The sequence below is a fragment of the Eisenbergiella tayi genome, assembly GCF_001881565.1.
Lineage (GTDB): Bacteria > Bacillota > Clostridia > Lachnospirales > Lachnospiraceae > Eisenbergiella > Eisenbergiella tayi.
Map to the genome: position 1 here is coordinate 130302 of NZ_MPDJ01000002.1, position 25141 is coordinate 155442.

Consider the following 25141-nt stretch of genomic DNA (forward strand, 5'->3'; position numbering starts at 1 on the left):
AGGATTCGTACCTTTTTACTATATGATACCGGGACTGCCAGATGCTGACAGTCCCGGATGCATGCCTTTATTTAACTGACTGATACCATTCATTCACTTCCTGGGTTATCTGGTCGCCGCCCTGGCTTTTCCACTCTTCCACAAATTTGTCAAATGCATCGATGGGCTCCTTCCCATAAATAATGTTGGTATAGATCTGTTTTTCCATAGTTTGCAGCTGTTCCCATTTTTTCTTCATGGTTGCCGTAGGTTCTCCGTTAAAAAGGTTCGGGAGCAGCTCGTCTTTATGTTCTCCGGCCACCACATATCCCCCTGCCATATCCGGCGAGGCTTTAAAGTCGGCCGCAGCCTTGATCTGAGCACTGGTTTCCGGGGTTATTCCCGTACTGACATCCATATAGGGCTGCATGGTATCAATAGAAGGCGTATTTTTGAGAACAGTTGATTTTCCCGGCATAAACGGATCGGTTACCGGAGGATCAAATAATTTGGAATCATAAACAACGGTATCCCCGACAATATCATAATCATATCCTTCCAGATAACCGTATTTGAAGTCTCCTGTCCCGAATGCCGCGTCATAAATCCAGTCATAATAGGTAAAGAAGGCCTCCATATTGTTGAAATCCTTATTGAACATCAGCCATCCGTCGTTGATCTGGGCTCCCTGGTAAGCAGGCTCCCCGCTGTCCTGCAGGATATTGGGATAGGCTTTAATCACCGCTTCCGGACAAACCGTTTCCACATCTCTGACCGAACCGATCGCCCATGGCCTTCCGATAAAAATCCCTGCTTTTCCTTCGGTAAACTGCATCATTGCATCCCATGCACCGGTTGCGGCGGCCTCCTGAAAAATCCATCCATTTGCATGCCACTGTGCCATCCGTTCCAGGGTCTTTTTATTTCCTTCATGGATGGAGCCGTATACCAGCTGACCATTCTCATCCTCCTGCCAGCTTCCCGGATAATGTTTTCCTGCATTCGCCGAAAAAAGGATAACGGGATCCGCAACCCATCCGGTATTGTAGATACTGTCGCCTGCATAAGTAAAACCATAAGTATCCTTTTTCCCGTTTCCATCCGGATCCTGTTCCGTAAACGCCCTGATAACCTCTTCAAATTCATCCAGTGTGGAAGGTGCATTCAGGCCCAGCTTATCCAGCCAGTCCTGTCTGATTATCATGACCTGGCCCTCAGTCAGAAAGGGGGTACATGCAATGCCATAGGTTTTTCCATCCTTGATGACCGGGTAGAAGGTCTGGGGATATTTATCATATATTTCCTTCAGCCTGTCCGGCATGTACTTCTCTATATCCTCATCAATTGCTTTCACTTTCCCTGATTCAATCATATCGGCTATCATCTGAGTCCCGTATACCGGAAAAACATCAGGAAGCTCCTCCGAACCGGTAAGCGCCAGACGGAGCTTTGTATCATAATTACCCGCATCTCCTCCAAGCAAAATAGTTTCCATCTTAATTCCCAGCTTTTCCACCGCAAGATCTACCATGGGATTTTTATTAATGTCCTCGCCCTCCCCATACCTGCCTGTGTTCTCGTCCAGCTGTTTAGCTATGCGGATCGTCAGGACCGGATCGTACCTGCCCTCCGCATTTTTTGTGCTGACTGCCTCCGTTCCTCCGCTGTCCTTTCCGCATCCCGCAAGGACTGCCGCCACTGTCAGGACCAGTGAAATCGCTTTTACCGCTTTCTTCATCAATACCTTCCTCCTTCTGAAATTATAATCATATGCCGTAACTATTCAGACAAACCTGACTGTTGGCATAAGCTTTCCTGGCAAATCATTTTCTATAATTCCCGGGCGCACTTATTCCTTAACTGCCCCCATAACAATACCCTTCACAAAATATTTCTGAAGGAACGGATACACCATCAATATGGGAAGTGCCCCTATAAATACCTGTGCCGCCTTTATGGTACGTTCCGACATGGCTGCCGCCGAAGTGGGATCCAGTGCCAAATCCTGTTGGTTTCCCTGTACAACAATAACCTGCAGGAAGGAAGCGAGAGGATAATTTTTGGTATCCGACATATAAAGAATACCTGTAAACCATTCATTCCAGTTCCCCACCATAATAAAAAGAGCAACAGTGGCGAGTCCGGCCTTGGACAGGGGAAGATAAATCTTCCTCAATACGGTGAAGAAGCCCGCTCCGTCAATTAATGCCGCTTCCTCCAATGACTTGGGAATAGAACGGAAGAAATTCATAATCAGTATCAGATTATAACAGCTGAACGCGCCCGGAAGCACATAGATAAGAAAATTATTTTTCAGCCCAAGAGTGGAATTGACCAGATAGGAAGGAATCAATCCTCCGCTGAACAGCATGGTAAAAACAAAAAACCACATGAGAGGTGTTCTTCCTTTAAAATCCTTGGAAAGTGCATATCCGGCCGTAGTGATTACACACATGCTGAGCACCGTACCGATGCCTGTCCTGAGAAAAGAAATCAGGATGGAGCGGATAAAATTGTTATTCTGGAATGTTTTCTCATAAGCAAGCAAGGTAAAGTCAACCGGCCAGAAGGTAACAATTCCGCTGTTGGCCGCACTTTTTCCGCTTAGTGACAATGCAAACAGGTTCACAAGAGGCAATAAGCACAGCAAGGCCACAGCTACCAAAAAAATTGTATTTACGAGCACAAATATCTTTCTGCTGACGGATGTCCGACGCATATTCCTTCCCCTCCCCTTCTAAAAAATCCGGTAGCCGGCAAACCTGTAGGCTATTTTGTATGCGGCAACAGTAAGAAGCAGCCCTATCCCGGATTTGAACAGCCCCACTGCCGTTCCAAAGCTGTACTGTCCGTTCACAAGCGACTGCCTGTATACGTAAGTGTCGATAATATCGCCCGTACTGTATGTAAGAGGAGAATACAGATTAAATATCTGATCAAAGCCCGCATTCAGGACATTTCCAAGACTGAGCGTCGCCATGACAATCACCATTGGCATAATACCCGGCAGCGTGATATGAAGTGTCTGCTGCCACTTATTTGCGCCGTCCATTTCCGCGGCTTCATACAGATTCTGGTCAATATTGGAAATCGCAGCCAGATATACAATCATTCCGAAGCCAAACCCTTTCCAGAGATCCGACAGAACGGCAATCTGGCGGAACATTCCCGCCTCTCCCAGGAAAAAAACCGGTTCCATACCGATTTTCTGCAGAAAAACATTTATGATACCATCCAGTCCCAGAATGTCCCTCAGCATTCCGGCAACAGTAACCCAGGAAAGGAAATGGGGCAGATAAACCAGAGTCTGGATGCTTTTTTTTAATCCCAGCTGTTTTACCTCATTTAACAGCAAAGCCATAATTACCGGTACAATCAGCCCCAATACAATCTTACTCACAGCAATAATGAGCGTATTTATAATCGCCTGATACGATTCCCTGAATTCAAAAATCTGCCGGAAATTATCCAGTCCTGCGAATTCCGAACCAAAGATTCCCAGCCAGGGCTTATAATTCTGAAATGCCATGATAAGCCCTGCCATGGGAATATAACAAAAAATTATGGCAAGTATAGCGGCCGGCAGCACAAGCATATAGAGCGGCAGGTTACGATGGAATTCCCGTTTCCAGCTTATTCCGGCAGCTCCCGTTTTCCCTTGTGATTTTCCCGCTTTGTTTATCAGCTTCAAATCTCGTTCACCTCGTTTTCGTATTTATAGATTTATTATAAAAGATTGAATATCCATAAAAAACACCTCGATTTTAAGGTTATGTCCCCATTTTTAACTATTTTTAGTCATAGTTCAAAGAAGAATCGGGCTGATGAGCGGTATATTTTATTCTGCTTTACGTTTTTTTATATATCATCAAAATGCAGGTTAATTTTTTCAGCAGGATTTTTTCAGCAGTTAATTCAAACAAATTGACAAATAAAATACGGGCTTCTATAATGTAAGAAATTATCCGTTTTTTTTACACATTACCGGCTTTTTCATTGATCTTATGTACATCCAATCCACATCAGACAGGAGATATGAATATGGAAATCCAACTCGTCTTACCCGAGGAATCCCATGCAGAAGATCTGGCCTTACAGCGAAACGACCGGGAGGTTGTCCGCTATACCGGCGATCCCAAATATCCTTATACGAAGGAGGACGCACTCGCGGATATCAGAAGCTTCCTGGAGGAAGAAAACAAATCCCGTGTCACACGTACCATACTCGCTGATGGACGCCCTATCGGCATCGTCTACTTCTATCTGCCGTGGCGGGGCCAGAAATCTGTGGAGCTGGGATACTGGATTGGGAAACAATATTGGGGGCAGGGAATCTCCACTTACGCTGCGAAACAGCTTTGCGACTTTGCCTTCCGTACCCTGGATATCAACCGTATCTGCGCCAGCGCCCTGGAAGTAAATGTGGGTTCCTGGCGGGTTATGGAAAAGCTGGGGATGCGCAGAGAGGGGACTTTTATTAAGGCTATTTATCAGGACGGGGAGTTCTTTAATGACCTTTATTACGCGGTTCTCCGGGAAGAATACAGCATGGAATAAACCGGAATCGATTTTTCTCAGAGTATGTGTTCGCAATAATTGAAGAAGCAATTCATTTTTTGGTGAAAACCAGTTGAACTCTGTTAAGAGAACCAACTGGTTTTCTGCTGTTTCATCCGTCCTGAATTCTTCCTTTCAAAACAATACCTCCATACATTCTCTGTTCCCCTCCCCCTTAACGATATTTTAACGTTCCGCATCAAATTTTAACCTGCTTCTTATTCGGAAATGGTTATAATGTAAACCATAAATTTCAGATTCATACAAGTGTCAACCAACACACCGCACAGGCTAATGAAAATCAAAGGAGTAATTTAAATGAAAGATGTCTATTTTCTATTCAGCAAAAAACAGCTGAAGAATAGGGAAGAAGCCCTGGAACTTATTAAACATTTCTGTAAGGAACATGACTTAAGCTTCAGTCTTCCGGAAACGGATAACTGCTCCATTGCCCGCATCGGGGGTGAACAATATATGATAAATATCGAAGAAATAAACGATACTCCCGAAGAAGTAAATTGGATGGTCTGCTGTATACATCAAACCAATAAGATACTATCGCCAGTCGGCGGTATTCACAGATGATGCTGAAATACGGAAATTGAAATTTATATCAAGGAGAAAAAATGAAGAAACTTATATTTAAAGGTGCTGCAACAGCGCTTATCACTCCCATGACAGAAGACGGCAAAATTAATTACCAGGTCCTTCAGGATCTACTGGAATTCCAAATACAGAAGAAAGCGGATGCGGTAGTTATCGCAGGAACGACAGGGGAAGTTTCCACTCTTTCTGATGAGGAACATATAACTCTTGTAGAAAAAGCGGTCAGGCAGGTGAATGGACGGATTCCCGTAATCGCCGGGGCCGGAAGCAACAATACGGCCCATGCCGCATGGCTGTCCGGGGAATGTGAAAAAGCAGGGGTCGATGCACTCCTGCATGTGACCCCCTATTATAACAAAGCATCCCAACAGGGGCTTTATTTACATTTTAAAACCTGTGCACAAGCCACTTCACTCCCAATTATCCTGTACAATGTTCCTTCCAGAACCGGAGTAAATATTTTTCCTGCCACCTATAAGAGACTAAGTGAAATCGACAATATTGTGGCCTGTAAGGAGGCCAGCGGAAATTTTTCCCAGATAGCCAAGACGGCGGCTCTGTGCAAAGAGGATTTAACCATCTATTCGGGAAATGATGATCAGATTACCTCTGCATTAGCCCTCGGCGCCAAGGGGGTTATTTCTGTTCTCTCCAATATTCTTCCGGAAGAAACACATAATATTTGTTACTCTTATTTTAACGGCGATCAGGAAAAAAGCGATAATCTGCAGCTGAAATATCTGGAATTGATAGAAGGGCTTTTTATGGACATAAATCCCATACCTGTCAAACAGGCTATGCGGGCCATGGGTTATCCTGTGGGCGGCTGCCGCCTTCCCTTGTGTGATATGGATCCTGCTAATGCGGAAAAGCTTTATGCAATTCTGAAAAGCTATGGCCTTATAAACAGCGGAGTAAAAGCAGGTTCGATCACCGTACATAATGCAAAAAACACGGGTAATATTTTAAGATATAATATATAGCATTCGTTTTCCCATACCGGGAAAAGGAAACACAAATGCATGAAACAGGTCATGGAGCGGTACCAGCTTTCTGAAGGCTGCGGGAAAGCTGGTACATGCGCAGATGTATCTTATAAAACCGGAACCCAGTACTCAATCCTGCTCCTGCCATTCTCATCCGTTTCCTCTCCATACCGCACAAAATCATACCTCGCATTTTCATTCAGCCTGCAGGTCGACTGCGGAAACCATTCCCTGTAAATATAATCCGCAACCGGCTGCACACTGTCTTCCTTTATTCCCCGGAAGCAAAAGACTATATATTTTGTAGCGGGCAGCTCCCTGCCTTCCATACCTTTCGGCAGAGCGCCTATCCGTTCCACCTCCGATGCCGCATAATAGTCAAAGACCGGCTGTTTTTCCGAGTCCGTATCCCATCGTGCATAATCATTCAGTCCAACGAGGAATTCCCTATTTATCCGATTAGGAATGCTTCCCTTCCCGGCATGCATTTTTTTCCAGCACTGCCCGATTACATTGAAACCAAAGCGGGTATTTTTCCGGTAACCGGCAAGCAACATCCTTCCGCCTTCCACCATTTGGATATCCATCATCCTGTCTCCTCTCAGTTTTCCGGATCCGTCCACAGTCATTTTCAGCTGTAAGGGGAAGAATTCCTTTTTACGCCGGAAGGCCCTTGGACTGCATTTATACATTGCTTTAAAACCGATCGTAAAGGACTGCTGTGTTTCATATCCGGCAAACAGGGCAATCTCCATAACCGGCTTGTCCGTAAATACCAGCAGCCGTGCGGCTTCCGTCAATCTCCGCCTCTGAATGTAGGTATGAACGGAAAAACCGGAAATCACTGAGAACATCCGGCTTAAATGGTATCGGGAATAGCCCGCCTCACGGCAAAGACTGTCAAGATCCAGCCGTTCTTCCAAATGCTTCTCGATATAATCCATCATTTCCCGAATCGTATCCAGATTTGTTTTCATTATCTGTCCCTCCCTATGACTACTATACATCGGAGTCTCCGGGGATTTTTCACATTTCTTGCTGTATTTCCTGTAAACATTATTTGCTGTATGCTATAATGAATCTGCGGCATGTCCTGCCGCTGCATCTCATTAAATACAATGTTTCCCGTTGGATACTTACTCTGTAAGCCAGCCCTATGAGCCTGTCCTGTAAAAGCGGAAACACAATAAATATTCACCGGAGGGACCTAATGAAAAAACAACATTCAAAAGTATTTTATATCGTATCCGTGCTTGCCGTTATACTGGTAATATCGGCTGTTTTACTTCTCTTTTTTCCAGGCAGCGGATCTGCTTCGGCTTCCGGTATCCTAACCCTGAATACAGATGAATATGTAAAGGCGATGGGGGTTGAGCAGTTTTCAGACTTGTTCCAGGATGTGGGAGACAATTATAATACGGCCTATGTTCTCCAATATTCCGGAGAAAGCAATCTCGATTTTAAGACCATCAGCACATATGCGGTATATGTACCTGGCGCCGGTTCAGCCTCCGCAGTCGGTCTGGGAACCTCTGGTCCGGTGTTCAGCCGTCATCTTAAACTGGATCTGGATTCAACAGGACAGACGGGAAATGATGTTTACTGCATTACTTCCCATTCGGATAAGGAGATGGATTTCCGGGTTTATCTGGATGGTAAGAGAATTGATACAAAGATTGTAGATGTGGATTTTAACCCCATACCATCCATTGAATAATACGCCGCCTGTTCAGCATCTTTCAATCCGGTATTCCTGGTATAGCTTCTTCCGATATTCCTTATTTTTGATCGCTTTCTGAAGATCGTCTATACGGAAATCGGCAAGAAGCTTTTGCGACAGCGCGGCAAAATATTCTTCTCCCAGTTCCAATCCCTGGCTTTTACCCTGATTCACCCCATCATTATAAAGATCATCCAATGCTTTACACATATTACAGCTTTCCCCCTTTACATTCAGCGCTGACAAAATCTGCGTTCCTTTGGCGGCTTTCCGGTTTATCCGGAACATCTCTCAATCCGGTATTCCCGGTACAACTTCTTCCGATATTCCTTATTTTGGATCGCTTTCTGAAGATCGTCTGTACGAAAGTCGGCAAGAAGTTTTTGTGATAGCGCAGCAAAATATTCTTCTCCCTGATTCACCCCATCATTATAAAGATCATCCAATGCTTTACACATATTACAGCTTTCCTCCTTTACATTCAGTGCTGACAAAATCTGCGTTCCTTTGGCGGCAGCTGCCAGGAAAAGAGCTGCATCCTTGGAAAGACGGGAAAAAACATGCTCGTTTTCTTTTACATATTTTTTCAAAGCCTTTCTGTCCTCCTGGCATTGAAGAAATCCGAATACCTGCCGCAGTTCTGTGTGAAGCAGGCTGATATCCATGTCCCTCCTGACGGAGAGTACATGGATCGGATAATCGGGCACAAAGCTTCTGAGTCTGTCACTTTCCTCGGGGAACCTCAGAAGATCATGCAGCCGCTTGGGCCTTTTCCACTCTTCTTCTCCAAAATACAATAGCAAAGTAATAACAGGCGTTATCCGGTCATCAGGGAAGAAAGCCGGAAAACCGGTTTTAAGACCCAGCCGTTTCCGATTCTCCTCTTCCACCCTGCGCACCTTTTTCTGATAATCAGCCCCGTCATACTGCATGATCCGCACCGGAGCCGTATAATCAATCTTTTCCTGGTTTTCAATCCCAAGCAGAACCAGCTCCATTCCATCCTGATAATACATCTTTACAACATCCCGCACATGCTTATACGCGGCAGAATACTCAGGCCTGTTCTGTACCGGATCCTCCTGCCGCAGGCCATGATAGTCAATCACCTGCCTGCCGCCGTACAGCCAGGCATTAAACAGGTCGGCAAATACTGGCGGATGGGACAAATAGGAAGACAAAGAAATATCAATTTTTCCCATAAACTTACTGCTGTCTGCCGAAACAGACAGATTTCCTCCTTAATTATACATAAAAAATGTAGAATATACAATATATTAGCAAAAACAAAACGGAATTAAACGGAACAGACTGTTCCAGGAATAAAAAAGAATAGCTATAGCTGATGTGCAGTTATCATAACACAGAAATAATGAAAAAACAATACATATCTGCACCCGATTTGTGTCAGGTTTTTTATCTTCCCCCTGTGAACACATATAAATGTGAACACATATAAATGTGCCCACATATAAAAAGGAAAACATATAACGGGAACGTAATCCCCTCCATGTTTTCCTTTTATGATTCATGTCTCAATTTCTATTTCGATTTTTCCCCGCTGTTTTGTATCCATCTTCTGCACTGAGGAAAACAGGAGGGAATAGTATACCGGAACCAAACTACCAAAGCTGTTTTCCAGCCGCTTCAGCGGAAACAAAAGGTCCGGGAACCGCAGAAAGTCCGCGATGCTCACCCAGATAGTCCTCGTTGAAGGTAATCGCCGTTCCGTCAGGATTTTCAAACCTCTGCTCCGGCTCAAATGCGTAGCCCAAGATATCACTGGTAATAATGCCGTCCTTAAAATCACCAAGCAGATCATACACATTTGTTTTCAGGTAATAATGCCCGTCCTTCTCCACCAGCTCCACGGTTACCTTATTTGTCTCATCAACCAGATTTGACTTCTCATTTTTGCAGGGTTTCGCGCCATTGAAGTAAGCATTTCCGTTCACCCAAACAGGTAAATGTGAGAAATGATACTGGGCCAGTTCGCCCATATTGGCAGGCTTATCCATTTCAAACCAGCTGATCCACTCCTCATAGGTAGGATACTCATCAAATACTCTGGTACCAACCTCCTGGTTATCCTCCATTTTGAATCCCATATCCTCTTTCGCTTCCGCTTCCTTAACAGGCCAGTTCTGAACGAAGATATTGTTGTAGAAACGATCATCCCCATGCAGGATGGACATAAATCCTGCCACTTCGGTACGATGGCGGATATGATAAGGTGTGTAACGAGGCTGGTTAAGGCCGTTTACCGTATTATCCGTGCCGCCGCCTACAGCCGTAAAAGCACCCAGAATCAGGTTATGTACACAGGCCACGCCTTCGGTGGCAATCCGCAGGCCGGCTTTGGAAAGCATCACATTGTTGTCAATCAGTGTCGGACCATGACCCACTTCTACGAAAATATCCTGGCACATCATAGCGCCTTCTGCCTTTGTGGAGCCTTCCGGCGCATGGTTGTCATGCAGCAGGTTCTGTGTGATTCTCGTGCCCTGCGCCTGCCAGTCACACCAGATACCCATGGTAGAATGATGGATATGATTGCGGCGGAATGTTACGTCGATAGCTGCATGGAACTTAATGCCGGAAATCTCGGCGCCGCCCAGCTGCTGCATATTGTTGATATTGTGAATGTGGTTATCCTCAATGATACTGAATACACATCCCATACGTCCTACAATACCAGCCTGTTCGCAATGATGGATATGGCAGCGTCTTACGATATGGCTGCCTACTTTTTCCTTCAGCCATCCATGATACTGTCCGCGGCACACCGCATCCCTCTCCATCTGGGTAGGGCTTTTCACATGCTTGTTGGTAAAATAATGATCATTTTCCGGGTCATAATATTTTCCCAGGGAAATACCGCAGCATTTACTGTTGCTGATCTCACAGTCCTCAATGATCCAGCCTTTTGACCAGTGAGGGCCGACCATTCCGTCCTGATAAGCGGCGGGAGGCGCCCAGGTTGTGGCAGCTTTGTTAACGTCAAAGCCACTGAAGGTAATATAATCCACTCCTGTTTTTGAGGGCATAAAGCAGTTGCGGCGCACATTGATATCCACTTTTTCCTCATTGGGATTATGTCCCTGGAAATTGGCATAGATCACTGTGGTGTCGCCTGCCTGTTCGGTATACCATTTATAAACAGAAAAATCATGATCCCAGGAAGGGAGATATACTTCACCCTTGATACATTCCTCCAGCGTCTCGGTTTCGTAAAGCTGACGGTCATTTAAGTATACGGCGCCTGTGTGTCTGACTACAGGTGCAAAATACCAGTCCCCTCCCACAAAAGTAGTATAAGGATTATAATTGCCGAATACGCCGTTATCAATGCGGCATACCCAGACATTCCCCTGGTAAGGTTCCCAGGTATCTACGGGTTCCGCACCGGTAATGACTGCACCCAGAGGCTGTTCGCTGCGATAGGTGATTCTGGCGTCTTCCGTTCCTCCGTTCACAGGATCCACATACTCCCGGTAAATACCTGGAGCAACCAGGACCTCATCCCCCGGTCCGGCAACCTTTGCCGCTTCATTGATGTGTTTAAAAGGCATTTCCTTACTGCCGTTGCCCTCTCTGGCAGCGGCGGCGTTCACATAAAAAATCATACATGCTCTCCTTCCTATTGTGTGTTTTTTCGGAAATAACAGCCCCATCACATCTGAACTGTCATTTCCGTTATAGTCTGCTCATGACCGACAATATTTTCCCTGACGGGAAACAGGCAGTCTCTTCTTGCTTATCCTATAGAGTCATTATATAATCATAATAAGCACCTGAAAATGTCGTATCCAGAGGGAAACGGAGTTTTATTGTATCCAAATCAGACTTTTTGAAGTCAGGAGGAACCGTATGAAAAAAGTCAGACAGTTCATCGATACCAGTGGGAAACTGTCACAGGAAGGATTTCTGAAAAAACTGGGGATTCCCAAAACCTTTCTCACCTTTCATAATTTAGGCAGCTATACTTCGGAGTTTGTAGAGATCGGAATGCCGTATATGATCATATATGAAGCAACTGACAGAAAGCACGGTGAACTGAACTCCCTGGAATTTACGGAAAGCAATAAAAATTATTTTTTTTCTTCCGTAAGCAGGCTGGATTTGGAAGGGAAGCGTTCCCTGCACTCCCATGATTTTTATGAACTGACCATCGTGCTGGAGGGCGAGCTTCATTTACAGATCGAAAATGAAACGGTGGCCTATCATGCCGGGGAATGCTGCCTGTGCAATAAAAATATACGTCATAAGGAGCTGCATGACAGCGAGTTTGAAATCATTCTTTTCATGTTCCAGGAGGAATATATCAAATCCGTACTGGAACAGGATCTGCTGTATGATGAGGAAGGGCAAAGCTGTACCAGCCATACCTTTTTCCATCATCTGTTTGCGGAAAACCAGAAGCTTTCCTTTTACAGTGCAAAGGAGTATATCGATTTCAGAAGAAAGACCCTCTTTGATCCCGATGATTTTTACAGGCTGATTAATGCCATCGTGCTGGAACTGAGCGAAAGCCGTTCCGGAAGGAATTATATGGTGAGGGGATATTTCTGCCGTTTCATTGCCATGCTGGGAGACGAGGAGAATTACCTGATCCAGACCCACCAGACAAGGATCTCCAAGGAAGAAAGGCTTTTCTACCAGGTGTCCCAGCTGCTGCAGAACAGAAAGGGCAGGATCAGCCGGGGCGAACTGGAAGCGGAATTGAATTATAACAGCGACTACATCAACCGGGTGGTCAAGAAGCACACCGGCCGGACTTTGTCCGATTACAGCAGATCCTTTCTGCTGAAGGAGGCTGCGGATCTTTTGAAAAATACGGACAAACGGGTGGGAGAAATCTGTGAAGAGCTGGGATATACCAACAGGAGCCATTTTAACAGGCTGTTTATTGAACGTTTCGGGATGACACCCACGGAGTACCGGGAATTGGAACCGGATGCGTAAATATATCGCAGATAATAAGTATATTCTGCCGGATCAGGTTCCAATATTCCCGGGCTTTTCTTCTCACTGGTTTGTATCTATAGTGCATTTCAATTCACATAGGTATCAAGTCCCCTGAAGATCCGCTTTACCGTCTCATAAGACAGCTTAGGCCGCCTGTACTCATCCACAATCCCTTTATTATTCATGGTCCTCGGGCGCGTCCCGAACCAGCTGTCACATACTCTTCCGTCACAGAACTGCCAGACATAGACGCCGCTGCAGCCCTCCTGTCCGAATACCGCAGTCAGCTGTTTCTGAATCGCTGAAGCCTGATATTCCTCCGACCACTTCACCTCTGCCGGCGTACGGTAACCATAAATGGCCCCTGCGCCGATCTCGGTAACCAGAAAGGGTTTCCCTGTCCCTTCGGTTTTCTCCTGAACCCAATCATACAGCTCCTTCAGATAAACATCCGCCGGTGTATCATGATACCACAGCGGGTAAATATTATAGGAAACCACCTCAGGCATTCCGAAACAGATATCCGTTTTAAACTGACAGCTGGCGGAAGAACGCGGGCGGCTCGGATCGAGCTTCCTGATGAGATCGTATTGTTTCTGATAACAGTCTTTTCCATACTCCGTATGGCTGGCACACTCATTCAGAATCCCCCATATATAGATGGAAGGATGATTGTAATGGGTTTCTATCATTTCCCGGATGCAATCCTCGCATTGTTTTTCAAAATTGGGATTGCGCATATCCTTTTCCGACAATCCCCTTGCATGATTCTCTTCCCATACAAGGAAACCTGTCTCATCGCAGAGATCCAGAAACAATTCATCGTTGGGATAATGGGAGGTTCTCACCGAATTGGCGCCCATATCCTTCATCAGCATTAAGTCCTGCTGCATTGCCTGGAACGGAATGGCGCAGCCAAACTGCGGATGATCTTCATGCCGGCAGAAGCCTTTGATTCTTATTTTACGTCCGTTCAAAAGGATATCCTTTCCTTCCATACGTATTTCCCGAAATCCCACTCTGTCGATCCAGTCGTCCATGTCATTTCCCATGCCATCCTGCAGCACTGCCGTCAGATGGTACAGAACAGGATTTTCCGGCGACCATTCCTCCGCCTGTCCGCAGGGCAGGTTTTCGGCGGTAAAGGCTGCTTTGCTGTCCGGCCCGGCCTCCACAACAGCCGAGTGGATTTCCTGCTCTCCAAGGTACAGGATTACCTTTCCTCTGAAAAAATGATCCGAAATATTCTGAAGCTCTCCCTGCACCGAAGAATACCATTTCCCGTCCTTCCGGACAGGGGTAAAATGGATTCCGGTTATATAACTATCATTCAGTTCCTCCAGCACCACCGGACGGGTGATCCCACCGTAGGACTGGTAATCATTGGGAACGTGCAGGGCAGACTGCGGCCCGAAGGAATTATCTGCTATAACCTTCAGATGATGCTTTCCTCCGCCCAATCCCTTTACCACCGCAGAAAAAGGTGTATAGGCATTGTAATGGGAAGCAATCTCCCTGCCGTCCAGATAAACCTGCGCCGTATGGCTCACCCCTTTGAATTCTATGCGCACATTTCCGGAACAGCTGATATCCCGTTCATAGCATGCCCGGCCCCGATAGGTTCTCGTATCCGGACAGCTTTCCCAGCCGCCGGGTACCGCCGCCTTTCCTTTAACGGCCTCTTCTTTTCCCTGCTCCGGCAACGTGCAAAAATCCCAGAGGCAGGAAGAAATCTCTTGTGTTTTCCTTATTTTATGTGTGGCAAATGTCCTTACCATGCTGTATAACCTCCTATTTTTTCCCGGCTGCCTATTCTTTGACCGCTCCAATCATGACGCCTTTCACAAAATGTTTCTGAATAAAAGGGTAGATACAGAGTATGGGCACGGTAGAGACAATGATCGTGGCATATTTTATCGTCTGTCCCACATCCTCCACGTCCGTCTGCCCCGTCATGGCCCCAAGCTGGCTTCTTGTCAGGATATCGCGCAGGAATATCTGTATGGGCATCTTATCCGCATCCCGCAAATAAATCATGGCATTGAACCAGGAATTCCAGTGTCCCACCGCATAATAGAGCAAAATAACCATAATGGTAGGCTTGGCTAAAGGCATGATAATACGGAACAATATGGTCCAGTCACCTGCCCCGTCTATCCGCGCCGATTCCTCCAGGGACTGGGGAATCCCTTCAAAGCCGGTAATCATAATCATGAGGTTGAAGGTGCTTACCGCCCCCGGAAGAATCAGGGAAAGCCGGCTGTTAATGAGCCCCAGATCCTTAATCAGCAGGTAGCTGGGAATGAGCCCGCCGTTGAAATACATGGTGAAAATAAACATAATCGTGAGAAAACGCCGGAGCATGAACTGTTTTCTGGATAATACATAGGCCGCCATGCAGGTAGCCAGAATATTGACCAGGGTTCCCGCGGCCACATAAAAAATGGTATTCAGGTAACCGCTGTAAATAGAGGGATTGACAAATACTTTTTTATATGCATTCAGGGAAAATCCCAGGGGCTTCAGCAAAAGGCTGGAGTTTCCCATCAGCTTTACCGGATCGCTGAAGGATGCAAAGATAACGTATAAAAAAGGATACAGGGTCATCAGCGAAATCATCGCCAATATGATTCCGTTTATCAGACGGAAGCCCCAACCATTGCTATTTTTCTTTTTCATATTGCTTCTCCTACCATAAGCTGTGTTCTGTCAGTCTTTTGCATATTTTATTTGCACAAAAGAGCAGGGTCAGGTTGATCACGGAATTAAACAGGCCCACCGCCGTGGAAAAGCTGTAGCTTTGATCCACCAGGCCCTTCCGGTAAACATATGTGGAAATAACGTCCGCGGTTTCATAAATAGAGGAATTATACAGCAGAATTATTTTTTCAAATCCCAGGTTCATCATATTCCCCACCCGCAGGATAAACATGGTGATTATGGTGGGCAGAATCCCCGGCAGGGTGACGTGGAGCATCTGTTTGAAACGTCCTGCCCCATCCATTCTCGCAGCTTCATACAGCTCCGCATTAATCCCTGCGATAGCGGCTATGTAAATGATGGAACCCCATCCGATTCCCTGCCAGATATCGGAAATCACGTAGATTGGCTGAAACAGGGAAGGGTTCATCATCAGATTCTGCTTCGGATAGCCGAACAGCGTCATAATCTGTGTCAGGAATCCGTCGGTAGCCGTAAACTGAAGTACCATTCCGGCAACCACCACTGTTGAAATAAAATGGGGCATGTAGCTTACCGTCTGGACAAACTTTTTATATTTCTGGCTTCGCACCTCGTTCAGCAGCAGGGCGAACAGAATAGGCGCCGGAAATCCGAAAACAAGATTTTTCAGGTTAATGCTGAAGGTGTTGCGGATCAGCCTCTCAAAATATACACTCTTAAAAAATTCGCCGAAATGCTTTAACCCCGCCCACGGACTGTGAAAAACCCCCAGCTTCGGCGTATAATCACGGAATGCGATCTGTGCGCCGTACATGGGATAATAGCAAAACACTAGATAAAAGGCCACCACCGGCAGGATCATGAGATAAAGCCCTTTATGCTTTTTCATATTCTGCCAGAGCCTGGCAGAAAAACTAACTTTCTTCATAAATGCTCCTTTTATTCAGGCCCGCATTCCGTAAGGCACCTCCTGCGGGCCTGCGGTTATACATGTTATCTTGCCAGATACCTGTTATATTCCGCCTGTCTGATTTCGATCGCTCTGTCAATATTCATATTTTTGATGTTTTCCACAAACTGAGGGAAATTTTCCAGAGACTCCGTACCAAGGATAAACTTCAGTTTAAATTCATCCAGGTAGGTCTGGATATCCGTCATGATGGAATTGTATTCCTGGACCTCTTCATTCGTCATGGTCTGAGGCGGCATATCCTTTATGGGTGCATCGGGAGTGGCCCATACATCCAGAGACTTTTTCTGGACATCATAGGCATAACCGCCCAGCATATAATCCTTTTCCACCAGGAACGGCTTATTATTGCAGCCGGCATAAACGGAGAGCGCCTTCTCAATGGAAAGCCCATCCGGATTATGCAGGACAAAATCCGTGAACACAGGCTTCCCGTCAACCATCTCGTAGGTGACGCCTTCTTTGCCGTAATTAGCCAGCATATTTCCCTCTTCACCATAGGTATAATCAAGCACCCTGGCTGCCGCTTCCGGATTGGTACAGGTAGCGGAAATCACGCCGCCGATGTTGTTGATACGGTAGCTGCTCTGGTCAACGATGAACTGATCCCCTTTGTTCATAACCGGATTGGGAGCCGGCTGATAATTCATATTCTTGTTTTCTTCCTGCATTGTCTGGATTTTCCCCAGTGTTCCTCCGGTATATCCCCACACCAGGCCGGTCCTTTCACCTGCTATTTTTGCAAAAAATGCGTCTGCGTCCTGCGTAAAGGCGTCAGGATCCAGAATTCCCATATTCATCCAGCGGTTGAACAATGTGAGGAAATCCAGATATTTCTCTTCCACGGCGCCGAAGTGAACCTTATTATCCCCGTCCACATACATACCCTCACGGATTCCGAAGCTGTTTACCATAATATTGTAATTGCCGTATATAAAGGAAAATGCCGCGTCACAGCCCTTTTTCTCCTTAAACGCAACCAGTACATCCTCCATCTCCTGTACGGTTTCCGGCATACCCAGCCCCAATTCATCCAGCCAGTCCTGACGGATCATATTGCCGTTGAATACCAGCGGGGAATCCGGCTTCCGGATCATGGGTGTCCATGCATATAAGCCTTCATTATTTTTACAGAGCTTATCCACTTCCGGATCCGATTCCAGATAAGCCTTAAAATTAGGAAGCTTTCCAGCGTCCATCAGATCATTTAAGGGAATGATGGAACCGTCCAGAAGCATTTTCTGAACGCCTCCCGGAAATGTGGTGTCGTATTCAATAATAATATCGGGAAGATCATCCGTACCGGCGAGCAGGGATAATGCATCCTTTCCTCCCGTGCTGTCGAGGAACTGCAGGTCCACATTGCAGGCCTCCTCAATCGCCTGCCAGTATTCCCAATCCCCCTGATCACTGTAAAGGTCGCCGTTTGTCCAGTATGCCCACACGCTGAGTACCGGCTTTTCCCCTTCCTCCGCCTGCTCACTGCTTCCGGCATTCGTTTCTTTATTATTGGAAGAGGACTGTGCATCCCCTCCGCAGCCTGTCAGTATGGACGACAGCATCATTGCTGCTGCCAATGTTACAGAACATATTCTGTTTGCCAATTTCTTTCTCATTTCATACTCCTTTTCCGCTTCAGCTGACATCAATTCAATATAACACTGCATAAATACCCGAACCGGCGCGCTTTCGTTTCGATGTACGACCAATATACCGCCGTCCGCAGCCTGCGTAAATCCCGCAAATGCCCACTTATATGACTCTGCCTGAATTTTTCAGAAAAATAAGATCTGTTTAGAAATATCATACTGGAATTTTTCCCTCTTATGTTATACTTATTTTATCATACGATAATTGCAAAGGGTGAGGGGTTTTATGCGGCAGATATTCCATAAACGAGCAAAGAAAAAAAGGACCGGGTTATTCTGGAGGACATTGGTTTCCTATACGATTGTCCTCGTGCTTCCCATACTGATCTGTTCTTTTTATTATTTCCACAGCTACAATGCCCTGAAGGAACGAAACAGGACGAACCAGCATCTTATCCTGGAAAATTTTGCGGAGCAGATCAATTCCGCTTTCCGGGATGCGATTAATTTAGGCTCCCATCTGCAGCTGAATAAATATGTGACCGCCCTGTCCAATAATAAAAGCACGATAAATTCCACTCCGCCTATGGACAGGTATTACCTCAAAAAGGATTTGGCTTCCCTGCAGGTATCCAACTCGTTAATCCAGCGGATTAATCTGTATTTTCCGGGTTCGGAATATGTGGTGAATTCCGCTTCCACATTTTCCACCTCCCTGTTTCCGTATATGGAGCCCAAAGGCTACAGCCTTTCCGGAAAGGACTGGGATGCAATCCTGAAAAGACTGCAGACCGAGCGCATCGTATGCTATGCTTCCGATGACAGAAGTTTCCTTACTGTTGCAGAGGTCCTCCTTACGGATATCTCCGGGCAGCCGCTTTCCATACTGGCAATTCAAATCGATAAAAAGAATCTGCTAAACAGGCTTCAAAACAGGCTTCTTCTGGAGTCTCCCTGTTCATTTGCCCTGATCAGTGCGGACGGGCCCCTGCTGTCCACTGAAAATAACGAGATCAGCCTCTCCGGCCTTCCTTTTGAAAAACTTGTAACAGCCGTGCCGGAATCCTCCGTATATGAAGTGCAGACGGAAGAAAAGCTGATAATCGACTATTATTCCCTGCAGATACCCGGAACGGCCCTGATTTCCGTCACCAAAAAAGCAGATTACCAGGCCCAGACGGCCCAGCTGCTGAAAATCATGGTGCTGACCATTCTGTTCTGTGTCCTCATCGGAATCGTGGTTATTATGTATTATTCAAGGAAAAATTACGAACCGGTATCCCAAATTCTCCAATTTATCAAGGGTACCGATCAGAATATGGAGCCTGAAAAGAATGAATTCCATTATATTATGAGAATTCTCTCACAAAGCCGGAATGAAATAGAACGTCAGAGAAAGCTGTTGAAAAATAATTATATGCAGAAAATATTCTCCGGGGAAATCGCTTTTGACCAGATCCCGGAGCAGGTGGCGGAGCAGTTTTCCCTTAATCTCACTGATTCCTCCGCATGTGTTGTTTTGTTTTATGTAGAAAGGACGGGCAGCTTTAACGAGCCGGAAAACGTTTTGGATCTGACTGCCTTTACCGTTGAAAATGTATTTCAGGAGCTCCTGTCCGAACAGTTCCCCGATAATTATTTCAGTAACCGTGGGCAGAAAATTTCCGTGCTGATCCATATCCCGGGGGAGGCCTCCCAGCCGCTTGTCCTGATAGAACAGCTGACCAGACATCTGCTTGGTTTCCTGAAGGATTCCTTTCAGCTGTCACTGCGCGCCGGCATCAGCTCCCTCCGTCCACAAAAAGAGATTCCCGACGCTTACCTGCAGGCGGATACCGCCCTGGAATACCAGCGGTTATTTGAAACCGGGAACATCTGCTGCTATGAAACGATTCCCCAAAAACAGGTGATAGGCTCTATTCCCCTGAATACAAGCGATTATGTAGTCAATCTGATCGTTTCCGGAAACAAAGCACAGATAACGGATTATTTCCGGGTGCTGGAAAAAAATATGGAGAAATGTGTGTTATCCCGGGCGGATGCTCAAAGCTGCTTTTATTTCTTTTACCAGGCCACTGCAAAACTGCAGCTCTATTGCCAGACCCACTATGGCCTCCAGCTTGATGCATTGGATTTCCTGGATGACTCCTTTTTTTCACAATCCCTGCCCAAAGCGCTTTCACAGACACGGCAGGCCTATCTGGCCGCCGGCGAAGAACTGGCGGAAAAGAGCAAGAACCCTTCTTATGTACAATGGGGAAAGGATATCTGCCGCTTTATCGAAAACAATTATTTCGACGCCAATATCAATCTGAATATGGTCGCAGAGCATTTTCGTATATCACCGGCATACCTTTCCAAAAAGTTCCGGGAGCAGTATCAGAAAAGTGTTATCGATTATCTTTATGAAGTCCGGATATCCAATTCGGTCGCCCTGCTCAGGGAAACTGATTTAAAAATAGCCGATATCGCCCAGATGACCGGTTTTGTGGACAGTAATGCTTTTATACGGATATTCAAGAAGCTGAAGGGGACTACGCCGGGGAAATATAAGGAGGGCGAGGACTGAAAGTTCTCTTAAAGGTACCGGAAGCAGCGGATTCAGATTGGTCATATCCATAATTTGGTCTACGCTGTCATCTGTTGGGCCGTCTATTTCAGCCGCTTCATAAAGACTCTGATTAAAGCCCGTGAGCGCACAGAAGTAGACGATTGCTCTATAGCCCGCGCCTTTCCATACGCTGGTCAGTATGAGTATCGGCCACCAGAGCGCCGCATTGGAATACCATGACACCGCTTCACTTCCAAAGGCCTGGATAAAATGATTGAAAAAGCCCCTTGCTTTCACCGAACAAAGTGATGGAAATCATTCCTACAACAATCCAGGAAATGAAATGAGGAAACAGCATAACAGACTGGGGTACTTTACGAAACCATTTATTTACTTTTTCATTGATGGCAATCGCCAGGCTCACATTAACCACTGTGCCAAGTATAATGTTGAAGCCATTAATGATGAGGGTATTTCTGGTCGCCCGCAGAGCGTCGTCTATACTTCTGAAAAAGAATTTAAAATTCTGTAGTCCGAGAATAAGAATAACAAATCAAAAACCGCACACAATATAAAGACCGTGTATTGCATTTGTCTTTACATTATGTTATAATACAGTATATAGAAAGGAGTGAAAATATGGCACAGACCTTAGTTAATATTAGAATGGACGAAGAATTAAAGAAAAGCATGGAGCAGACTTGCCAGGAGTTAGGCATGAACATGACAACAGCATTTACTATTTTTGCAAAAAAAATGAGCCGTGAAAAGAGAATACCTTTTGAAGTTTCTGTTGATCCCTTTTATTCTGAAAAGAATACAAATGCACTTAATGAAAGCATAGCACAGTTAAAGGAAGGGAATGTAGTTATAAAAACAATCGAAGAACTAGAGGAAATGGCTGATGGGTAAGCTGATATTTACGGATAGAGCATGGAATGAGTACCTATATTGGCAGCAACAAGATAAAAAGACACTAAAACGTATCAATTCATTATTAAAAGATATTGATAGAGGCAGCTTTGAAGGTATTGGCAAACCAGAGCCATTGAAAAATCATGAGGGTTTTTGGAGCCGCCGTATTGATGACTATAACAGACTTGTCTGTCAAGTTTCTGACGGGTAAACGGAAATTATCCAATGCAGAGGACATTATGATGATTAAAAAAATTATCTTAATGGGCTGTGAAAAAATGTTCTAAATATAAAACGGGCTAAACTTCACCCACAGAGGGCTTACCATCTCAGCAGCACTGAAACGGTAAGTCCTCTTTTCTTTCTATCAATCATAGTCGTCTTTTTTCCAATCACTGCGCCAATACAGTACCGGCCGTTCCTGTTCAAAGTAACTGCAGTTAACTGATATACCTGATCCCTCTACAGGGCACTTAACGGTTATCTGCAGAATATCGGATGGAATAACCTCCCATTGAAAAAACGGACTGTCGATGGACGCCGGCAGCACCAGTGCATAAATACTTTCTTCTTCACCCATACAAAGCGACAGTTTGTTTCTGCTCAGATGAATTTCTGAAACTCTTGTTTCCGGCCTGGATACCGTAAGAGTTATGTATCTGCTCTCTCCTCCAAATATGGAAGTGGCATAAATACATACCGTATCTGCCGAATATGCTGTTCCCCATCCGGCAAAGTCGCGGATATCCGCGTAAATCCGGTAGTTCTGGCTCTGACCAATCCGTCATTCACCTCTGCTGTTTCCGGATCCTGTGATGTCCATGAGACATCCTGTTCGGAAAAGCGGCCGCCCTGTACAGCTGCCTTAAGCTGTACGGTACTTCCGCAGGTTTCCCAGTCCTCAAAGGTGTATTTGCTGGAACTTACCACAACCAGAGGATAGGTGTGATAGTACTGTCTGTTTCTGCAGGTCTCATATACTATCATTCCTTCCCGTTCCGTCAGTAATTGAACAGCATTGTCTTATGCTTTTCATCCTAACGGAAACAGGTACGGAATACAATTTCAAAAATTCGGAATTGTTTCGAATTTACCTGCAGTTATCTATTTACAGTCTCATTTGCAATATTCATATTATTTTATATTGTAATAGGAAATCAGATTATTTACTGCTTCCAAAGAATCACCGGAACACCATATATCAGGGATAACACCTTCTCCCTCTCTTCCCATATTATCGTTATAAAAAAAAGTCATACTATTAGGTAAACGAAGTTCCAATCCGCTATTCTTCAGATAAATTGGAAAATTCCCATAGTCACCATGAATTCTTCCTGCGGAAGGCGTACCCACTATAATAACATTTCGTTTGTTAAGAAGTGAAAGTACCAGTCTCTCACTGACAGATGCAGTCTCCTTATCTATTAAAATAAATAAAAGTCCATTATTTCCAGTCATTTCTTTTGGATATTTATGACTATTTATATGCCACTTATTTATACTGATATTTTTTTCGATCCAGAGCTTTTGTTCAATAAACCAATTCGTTCTCTCCTGCATATCACTATAACAGGTAAAACATCTTAAAGCGATGGAATCTAAAAATAATTCTTTTTTTCCATAAACAGTATCTGTCAATTCATTATCATAATTTGCCATCCACTGCTTTAATGTAATATAATGTCCGCCCATATTTCCCCGTAAATCTAATATGCTTATATTACTTCCGGCCATGATATCAGCAGACCTTAAAAAATTGTCCCGGGAATTCTGGTTCATACGACTTTCATCAAAACTTGTAACGCAGACCTTTGTTATTCCGCCGCTGCTATCAACAGTACATGAACTGCCCTCTGCCTGTTTAGGCACATGATATTTTAACGTTATTTCTTTTTGCTCATTATTCTCATATTTGATTTTTACTGTTACTTTTTTATCCATATCACCATTAATCGATATGCAATAAGCTAATTTACCATCTTTATCAATCGTTCGTTTTATAAGCTCATGAAAATCAGCTTCATCATTAATACTATTGATATATTTAACCTCACCGTCAGTAATTTCAAAGAATCCTTTATCATCTTTATAAAAATATTCCTCTGAAAAATACACTGCCGTGCTTTTATTTAGCGGCTGATTATTAAAATAAATATGACCATCTTTTACAAAATTTAAATATTCACGATAAAGATTTAAAAGCTGTCCGAGTTCAATTACATCACTTGTATCTATCTTTTCAATTATGCCGAAAAATGCTTCATCAAATATTTTATCACCCCCATAATATTGGTATCCCGGATAAAGATATTTGAAACATTTCTGCAATATGATTGTATCTTCTTTAGCTTCTTCTCCGGTAAGTTTCCATTTCCCCAAATCTGATATCGTCAGCGACTTTAATTCGCTCCAGGAAAATCCTACTTCCTTTTTTTCATAGGAATACATATATTTCTCCAATGAGTCATTGAATTCAGACGAAATTATATTTTCGTGCAAACTATTATATATTTCTATCTCACTCATAAATTCATCATCAGCTGTAAAATAGATATTATAGTCATTTGAATTACATGATGTTAAAGACAGAATAAAAATCAGCATGAGTGGCACTGCGAAAAATTTGTTCATTTATTTCCCTCCGAAAAGTTATTAAGTACCTCAAATACTGTTGCTTGACTAAATAAATATATAAATAAATATTTGAAAAACTTATGTATCATACAATTCCTCCATAAGTAATAAATTTATAATAATCCTATTTTTTCATAGAAAAAATACCATTTCAATTGACATAAAAACAATATATCACAGGGAAAAATCATAATCCACTTATTATAGCATGCTATTTATCAAAAAATCATACGGAAAGTTACATATTCTTTTATGCATTAAATGTATAAAATAAAATTTCTCATTATTCGTATCATAGACAGTGATTAGCTTCCTTACTCCCATACCACCGCGTAATCAAAAGACAATCATGCCTTGCTTCTGTATGGACGGTATTTGTGTATGTATTCGTTCAGATGACAGAGAGCCAGTTTCCAATGCATATCAGAAAAACAGCCGGCCTTCTGCTGAAGACCGGCTGTCTGCCCCTCAAAATCTTAATGCGGAATTCGTTGGTTCTGTTTCATCTGAGCCTCAAACCGCAGTCTTTCCGTATCCATATTCACGTTTACTTCCGGATTTTCCCTGGATATCTTCATGTTTTCTTTTGCTTTGCGTTCCGGACGTTTCCCCTCGATCTGACGTTTAAAATCCCTTTTGCGCAGCAGACTCATCGTCACCGACCAGATAACCGGAACAATAATTAAAAGTGAAAGAAGCAACAGCAGCCACTGTACATCAGTCATAATAATATCCCTCCTGTCTTTTCAAACAACTTGATTACCTTTTAACGCTTACCCTTATATTCTTATTTTACCATAACAAAATAAGACAGGACAGTAATTGTTCATAAATTTTCTTATATGCCGACAGTTTATTTTCATGAAAGCTTTCCATACCGACATTTTAAATCAATACCTTATACAGAACTGCCGCCGAAGCTGCTTCGTCATGTAAAGCAGCAAAATAGTCCCCGATTGGTATCCAAATGAACAAAAAGATCCA

Annotated in this window: 24 protein-coding genes; 9 read left to right on the forward strand and 15 right to left on the reverse strand. The window is 44.3% G+C overall.

Going from position 1 to position 25141, the window contains the following annotated elements:
• Positions 1–67: 67 nt before the first annotated feature.
• The 3 genes from BLA28_RS09175 to BLA28_RS09185 form a co-directional block, all read right to left on the reverse strand.
• Positions 68–1717, reverse strand: a complete 1650-nt coding sequence (locus tag BLA28_RS09175) for a type 2 periplasmic-binding domain-containing protein (protein WP_069156910.1) — start codon at positions 1715–1717, stop codon at positions 68–70.
• A 111-nt stretch (positions 1718–1828) separates the two neighbouring features.
• On the reverse strand, positions 1829–2698 hold the full coding sequence (locus BLA28_RS09180) for a carbohydrate ABC transporter permease (RefSeq protein WP_044968582.1): 870 nt from the start codon (positions 2696–2698) through the stop codon (positions 1829–1831).
• A gap of 18 nt (positions 2699–2716) precedes the next feature.
• Positions 2717–3670, reverse strand: a complete 954-nt coding sequence (locus tag BLA28_RS09185; RefSeq protein ID WP_081329930.1) for an ABC transporter permease — start codon at positions 3668–3670, stop codon at positions 2717–2719.
• A gap of 350 nt (positions 3671–4020) precedes the next feature.
• On the opposite strand from BLA28_RS09185, the gene BLA28_RS09190 reads away from it, so the two are divergent.
• The 3 genes from BLA28_RS09190 (at position 4021) to dapA (ending at position 6125) form a co-directional block, all read left to right on the forward strand.
• Positions 4021–4536, forward strand: a complete 516-nt coding sequence (locus BLA28_RS09190) for a GNAT family N-acetyltransferase (protein ID WP_169897224.1) — start codon at positions 4021–4023, stop codon at positions 4534–4536.
• Positions 4537–4854: 318 nt separating this feature from the next.
• Entirely contained in the window at positions 4855–5121 is a 267-nt protein-coding gene (locus tag BLA28_RS09195; RefSeq protein WP_044968574.1) for a hypothetical protein, read from the forward strand.
• A gap of 41 nt (positions 5122–5162) precedes the next feature.
• Positions 5163–6125, forward strand: a complete 963-nt coding sequence (gene dapA / locus BLA28_RS09200; protein WP_069156908.1) for a 4-hydroxy-tetrahydrodipicolinate synthase — start codon at positions 5163–5165, stop codon at positions 6123–6125.
• Positions 6126–6235: 110 nt separating this feature from the next.
• Here the strand turns inward: dapA and BLA28_RS09205 are convergent, their stop codons facing one another.
• A complete protein-coding gene (locus BLA28_RS09205) occupies positions 6236–7105 on the reverse strand; it encodes an AraC family transcriptional regulator (protein ID WP_069152760.1) in 870 nt (289 codons plus the stop codon).
• Positions 7106–7338: 233 nt separating this feature from the next.
• Between BLA28_RS09205 and BLA28_RS09210 the strand changes: the two genes are divergently transcribed.
• Complete coding sequence (locus BLA28_RS09210) at positions 7339–7845, forward strand: hypothetical protein (RefSeq protein ID WP_069156907.1); 507 nt, start codon at positions 7339–7341, stop codon at positions 7843–7845.
• A gap of 12 nt (positions 7846–7857) precedes the next feature.
• On the opposite strand, the gene BLA28_RS09215 is transcribed toward BLA28_RS09210, so the two are convergent.
• The 3 genes from BLA28_RS09215 to BLA28_RS09230 form a co-directional block, all read right to left on the reverse strand.
• Positions 7858–8058, reverse strand: a complete 201-nt coding sequence (locus BLA28_RS09215) for a hypothetical protein (protein ID WP_133304852.1) — start codon at positions 8056–8058, stop codon at positions 7858–7860.
• A gap of 65 nt (positions 8059–8123) precedes the next feature.
• Entirely contained in the window at positions 8124–9050 is a 927-nt protein-coding gene (locus tag BLA28_RS09220) for a Dyp-type peroxidase (RefSeq protein WP_069156906.1), read from the reverse strand.
• A 420-nt stretch (positions 9051–9470) separates the two neighbouring features.
• Complete coding sequence (locus tag BLA28_RS09230; RefSeq protein WP_069156904.1) at positions 9471–11474, reverse strand: right-handed parallel beta-helix repeat-containing protein; 2004 nt, start codon at positions 11472–11474, stop codon at positions 9471–9473.
• A gap of 244 nt (positions 11475–11718) precedes the next feature.
• Here BLA28_RS09230 and BLA28_RS09235 point away from each other — a divergent pair, with 244 nt between their 5' ends.
• The gene (locus tag BLA28_RS09235) at positions 11719–12813 is read left to right on the forward strand and encodes a helix-turn-helix domain-containing protein (protein WP_044968952.1); all 1095 of its coding nucleotides are present in this window, start codon (positions 11719–11721) and stop codon (positions 12811–12813) included.
• 89 nt (positions 12814–12902) lie between these two features.
• On the opposite strand, the gene BLA28_RS09240 is transcribed toward BLA28_RS09235, so the two are convergent.
• The 4 genes from BLA28_RS09240 to BLA28_RS09255 form a co-directional block, all read right to left on the reverse strand.
• Entirely contained in the window at positions 12903–14594 is a 1692-nt protein-coding gene (locus tag BLA28_RS09240) for a glycoside hydrolase family 2 protein (protein WP_069156903.1), read from the reverse strand.
• 31 nt (positions 14595–14625) lie between these two features.
• Positions 14626–15495, reverse strand: coding sequence for a carbohydrate ABC transporter permease (locus tag BLA28_RS09245; RefSeq protein ID WP_009255453.1), 870 nt, complete (start codon positions 15493–15495; stop codon positions 14626–14628).
• A 10-nt stretch (positions 15496–15505) separates the two neighbouring features.
• On the reverse strand, positions 15506–16426 hold the full coding sequence (locus tag BLA28_RS09250) for an ABC transporter permease (RefSeq protein ID WP_069156902.1): 921 nt from the start codon (positions 16424–16426) through the stop codon (positions 15506–15508).
• A gap of 65 nt (positions 16427–16491) precedes the next feature.
• Positions 16492–18084 (reverse strand): type 2 periplasmic-binding domain-containing protein, encoded by a 1593-nt coding sequence (locus BLA28_RS09255; RefSeq protein ID WP_169897225.1) that lies wholly within the window; start codon positions 18082–18084, stop codon positions 16492–16494.
• A 259-nt stretch (positions 18085–18343) separates the two neighbouring features.
• Between BLA28_RS09255 and BLA28_RS09260 the strand changes: the two genes are divergently transcribed.
• The 4 genes from BLA28_RS09260 (at position 18344) to BLA28_RS09275 (ending at position 21734) form a co-directional block, all read left to right on the forward strand.
• Positions 18344–20626, forward strand: a complete 2283-nt coding sequence (locus BLA28_RS09260) for a helix-turn-helix domain-containing protein (protein WP_069156900.1) — start codon at positions 18344–18346, stop codon at positions 20624–20626.
• 256 nt (positions 20627–20882) lie between these two features.
• A complete protein-coding gene (locus BLA28_RS09265) occupies positions 20883–21140 on the forward strand; it encodes a hypothetical protein (protein WP_069156899.1) in 258 nt (85 codons plus the stop codon).
• 107 nt (positions 21141–21247) lie between these two features.
• Positions 21248–21520, forward strand: a complete 273-nt coding sequence (locus tag BLA28_RS09270; RefSeq protein ID WP_069156898.1) for a type II toxin-antitoxin system RelB/DinJ family antitoxin — start codon at positions 21248–21250, stop codon at positions 21518–21520.
• Positions 21513–21734, forward strand: a complete 222-nt coding sequence (locus BLA28_RS09275; protein WP_069156897.1) for a Txe/YoeB family addiction module toxin — start codon at positions 21513–21515, stop codon at positions 21732–21734. Before BLA28_RS09270 ends, BLA28_RS09275 begins: the two co-directional genes overlap by 8 nt.
• 156 nt (positions 21735–21890) lie before the next feature.
• Here BLA28_RS09275 and BLA28_RS09280 read toward each other — a convergent pair whose 3' ends face one another.
• The 4 genes from BLA28_RS09280 to BLA28_RS09295 all read right to left on the reverse strand — a co-directional run bounded on the left by BLA28_RS09280 (position 21891) and on the right by BLA28_RS09295 (position 24882).
• Positions 21891–22103 carry a hypothetical protein gene (locus BLA28_RS09280; protein ID WP_069156896.1) on the reverse strand — a complete coding sequence of 71 codons (213 nt, stop codon included), beginning with the start codon at positions 22101–22103 and terminating at the stop codon, positions 21891–21893.
• Positions 22104–22174: 71 nt separating this feature from the next.
• On the reverse strand, positions 22175–22510 hold the full coding sequence (locus BLA28_RS09285; RefSeq protein ID WP_069156895.1) for an Ig-like domain-containing protein: 336 nt from the start codon (positions 22508–22510) through the stop codon (positions 22175–22177).
• A 147-nt stretch (positions 22511–22657) separates the two neighbouring features.
• Positions 22658–24154, reverse strand: a complete 1497-nt coding sequence (locus BLA28_RS09290) for a S41 family peptidase (protein ID WP_069156894.1) — start codon at positions 24152–24154, stop codon at positions 22658–22660.
• Positions 24155–24633: 479 nt separating this feature from the next.
• On the reverse strand, positions 24634–24882 hold the full coding sequence (locus BLA28_RS09295; protein WP_009255457.1) for a hypothetical protein: 249 nt from the start codon (positions 24880–24882) through the stop codon (positions 24634–24636).
• Positions 24883–25141: the final 259 nt, after the last annotated feature.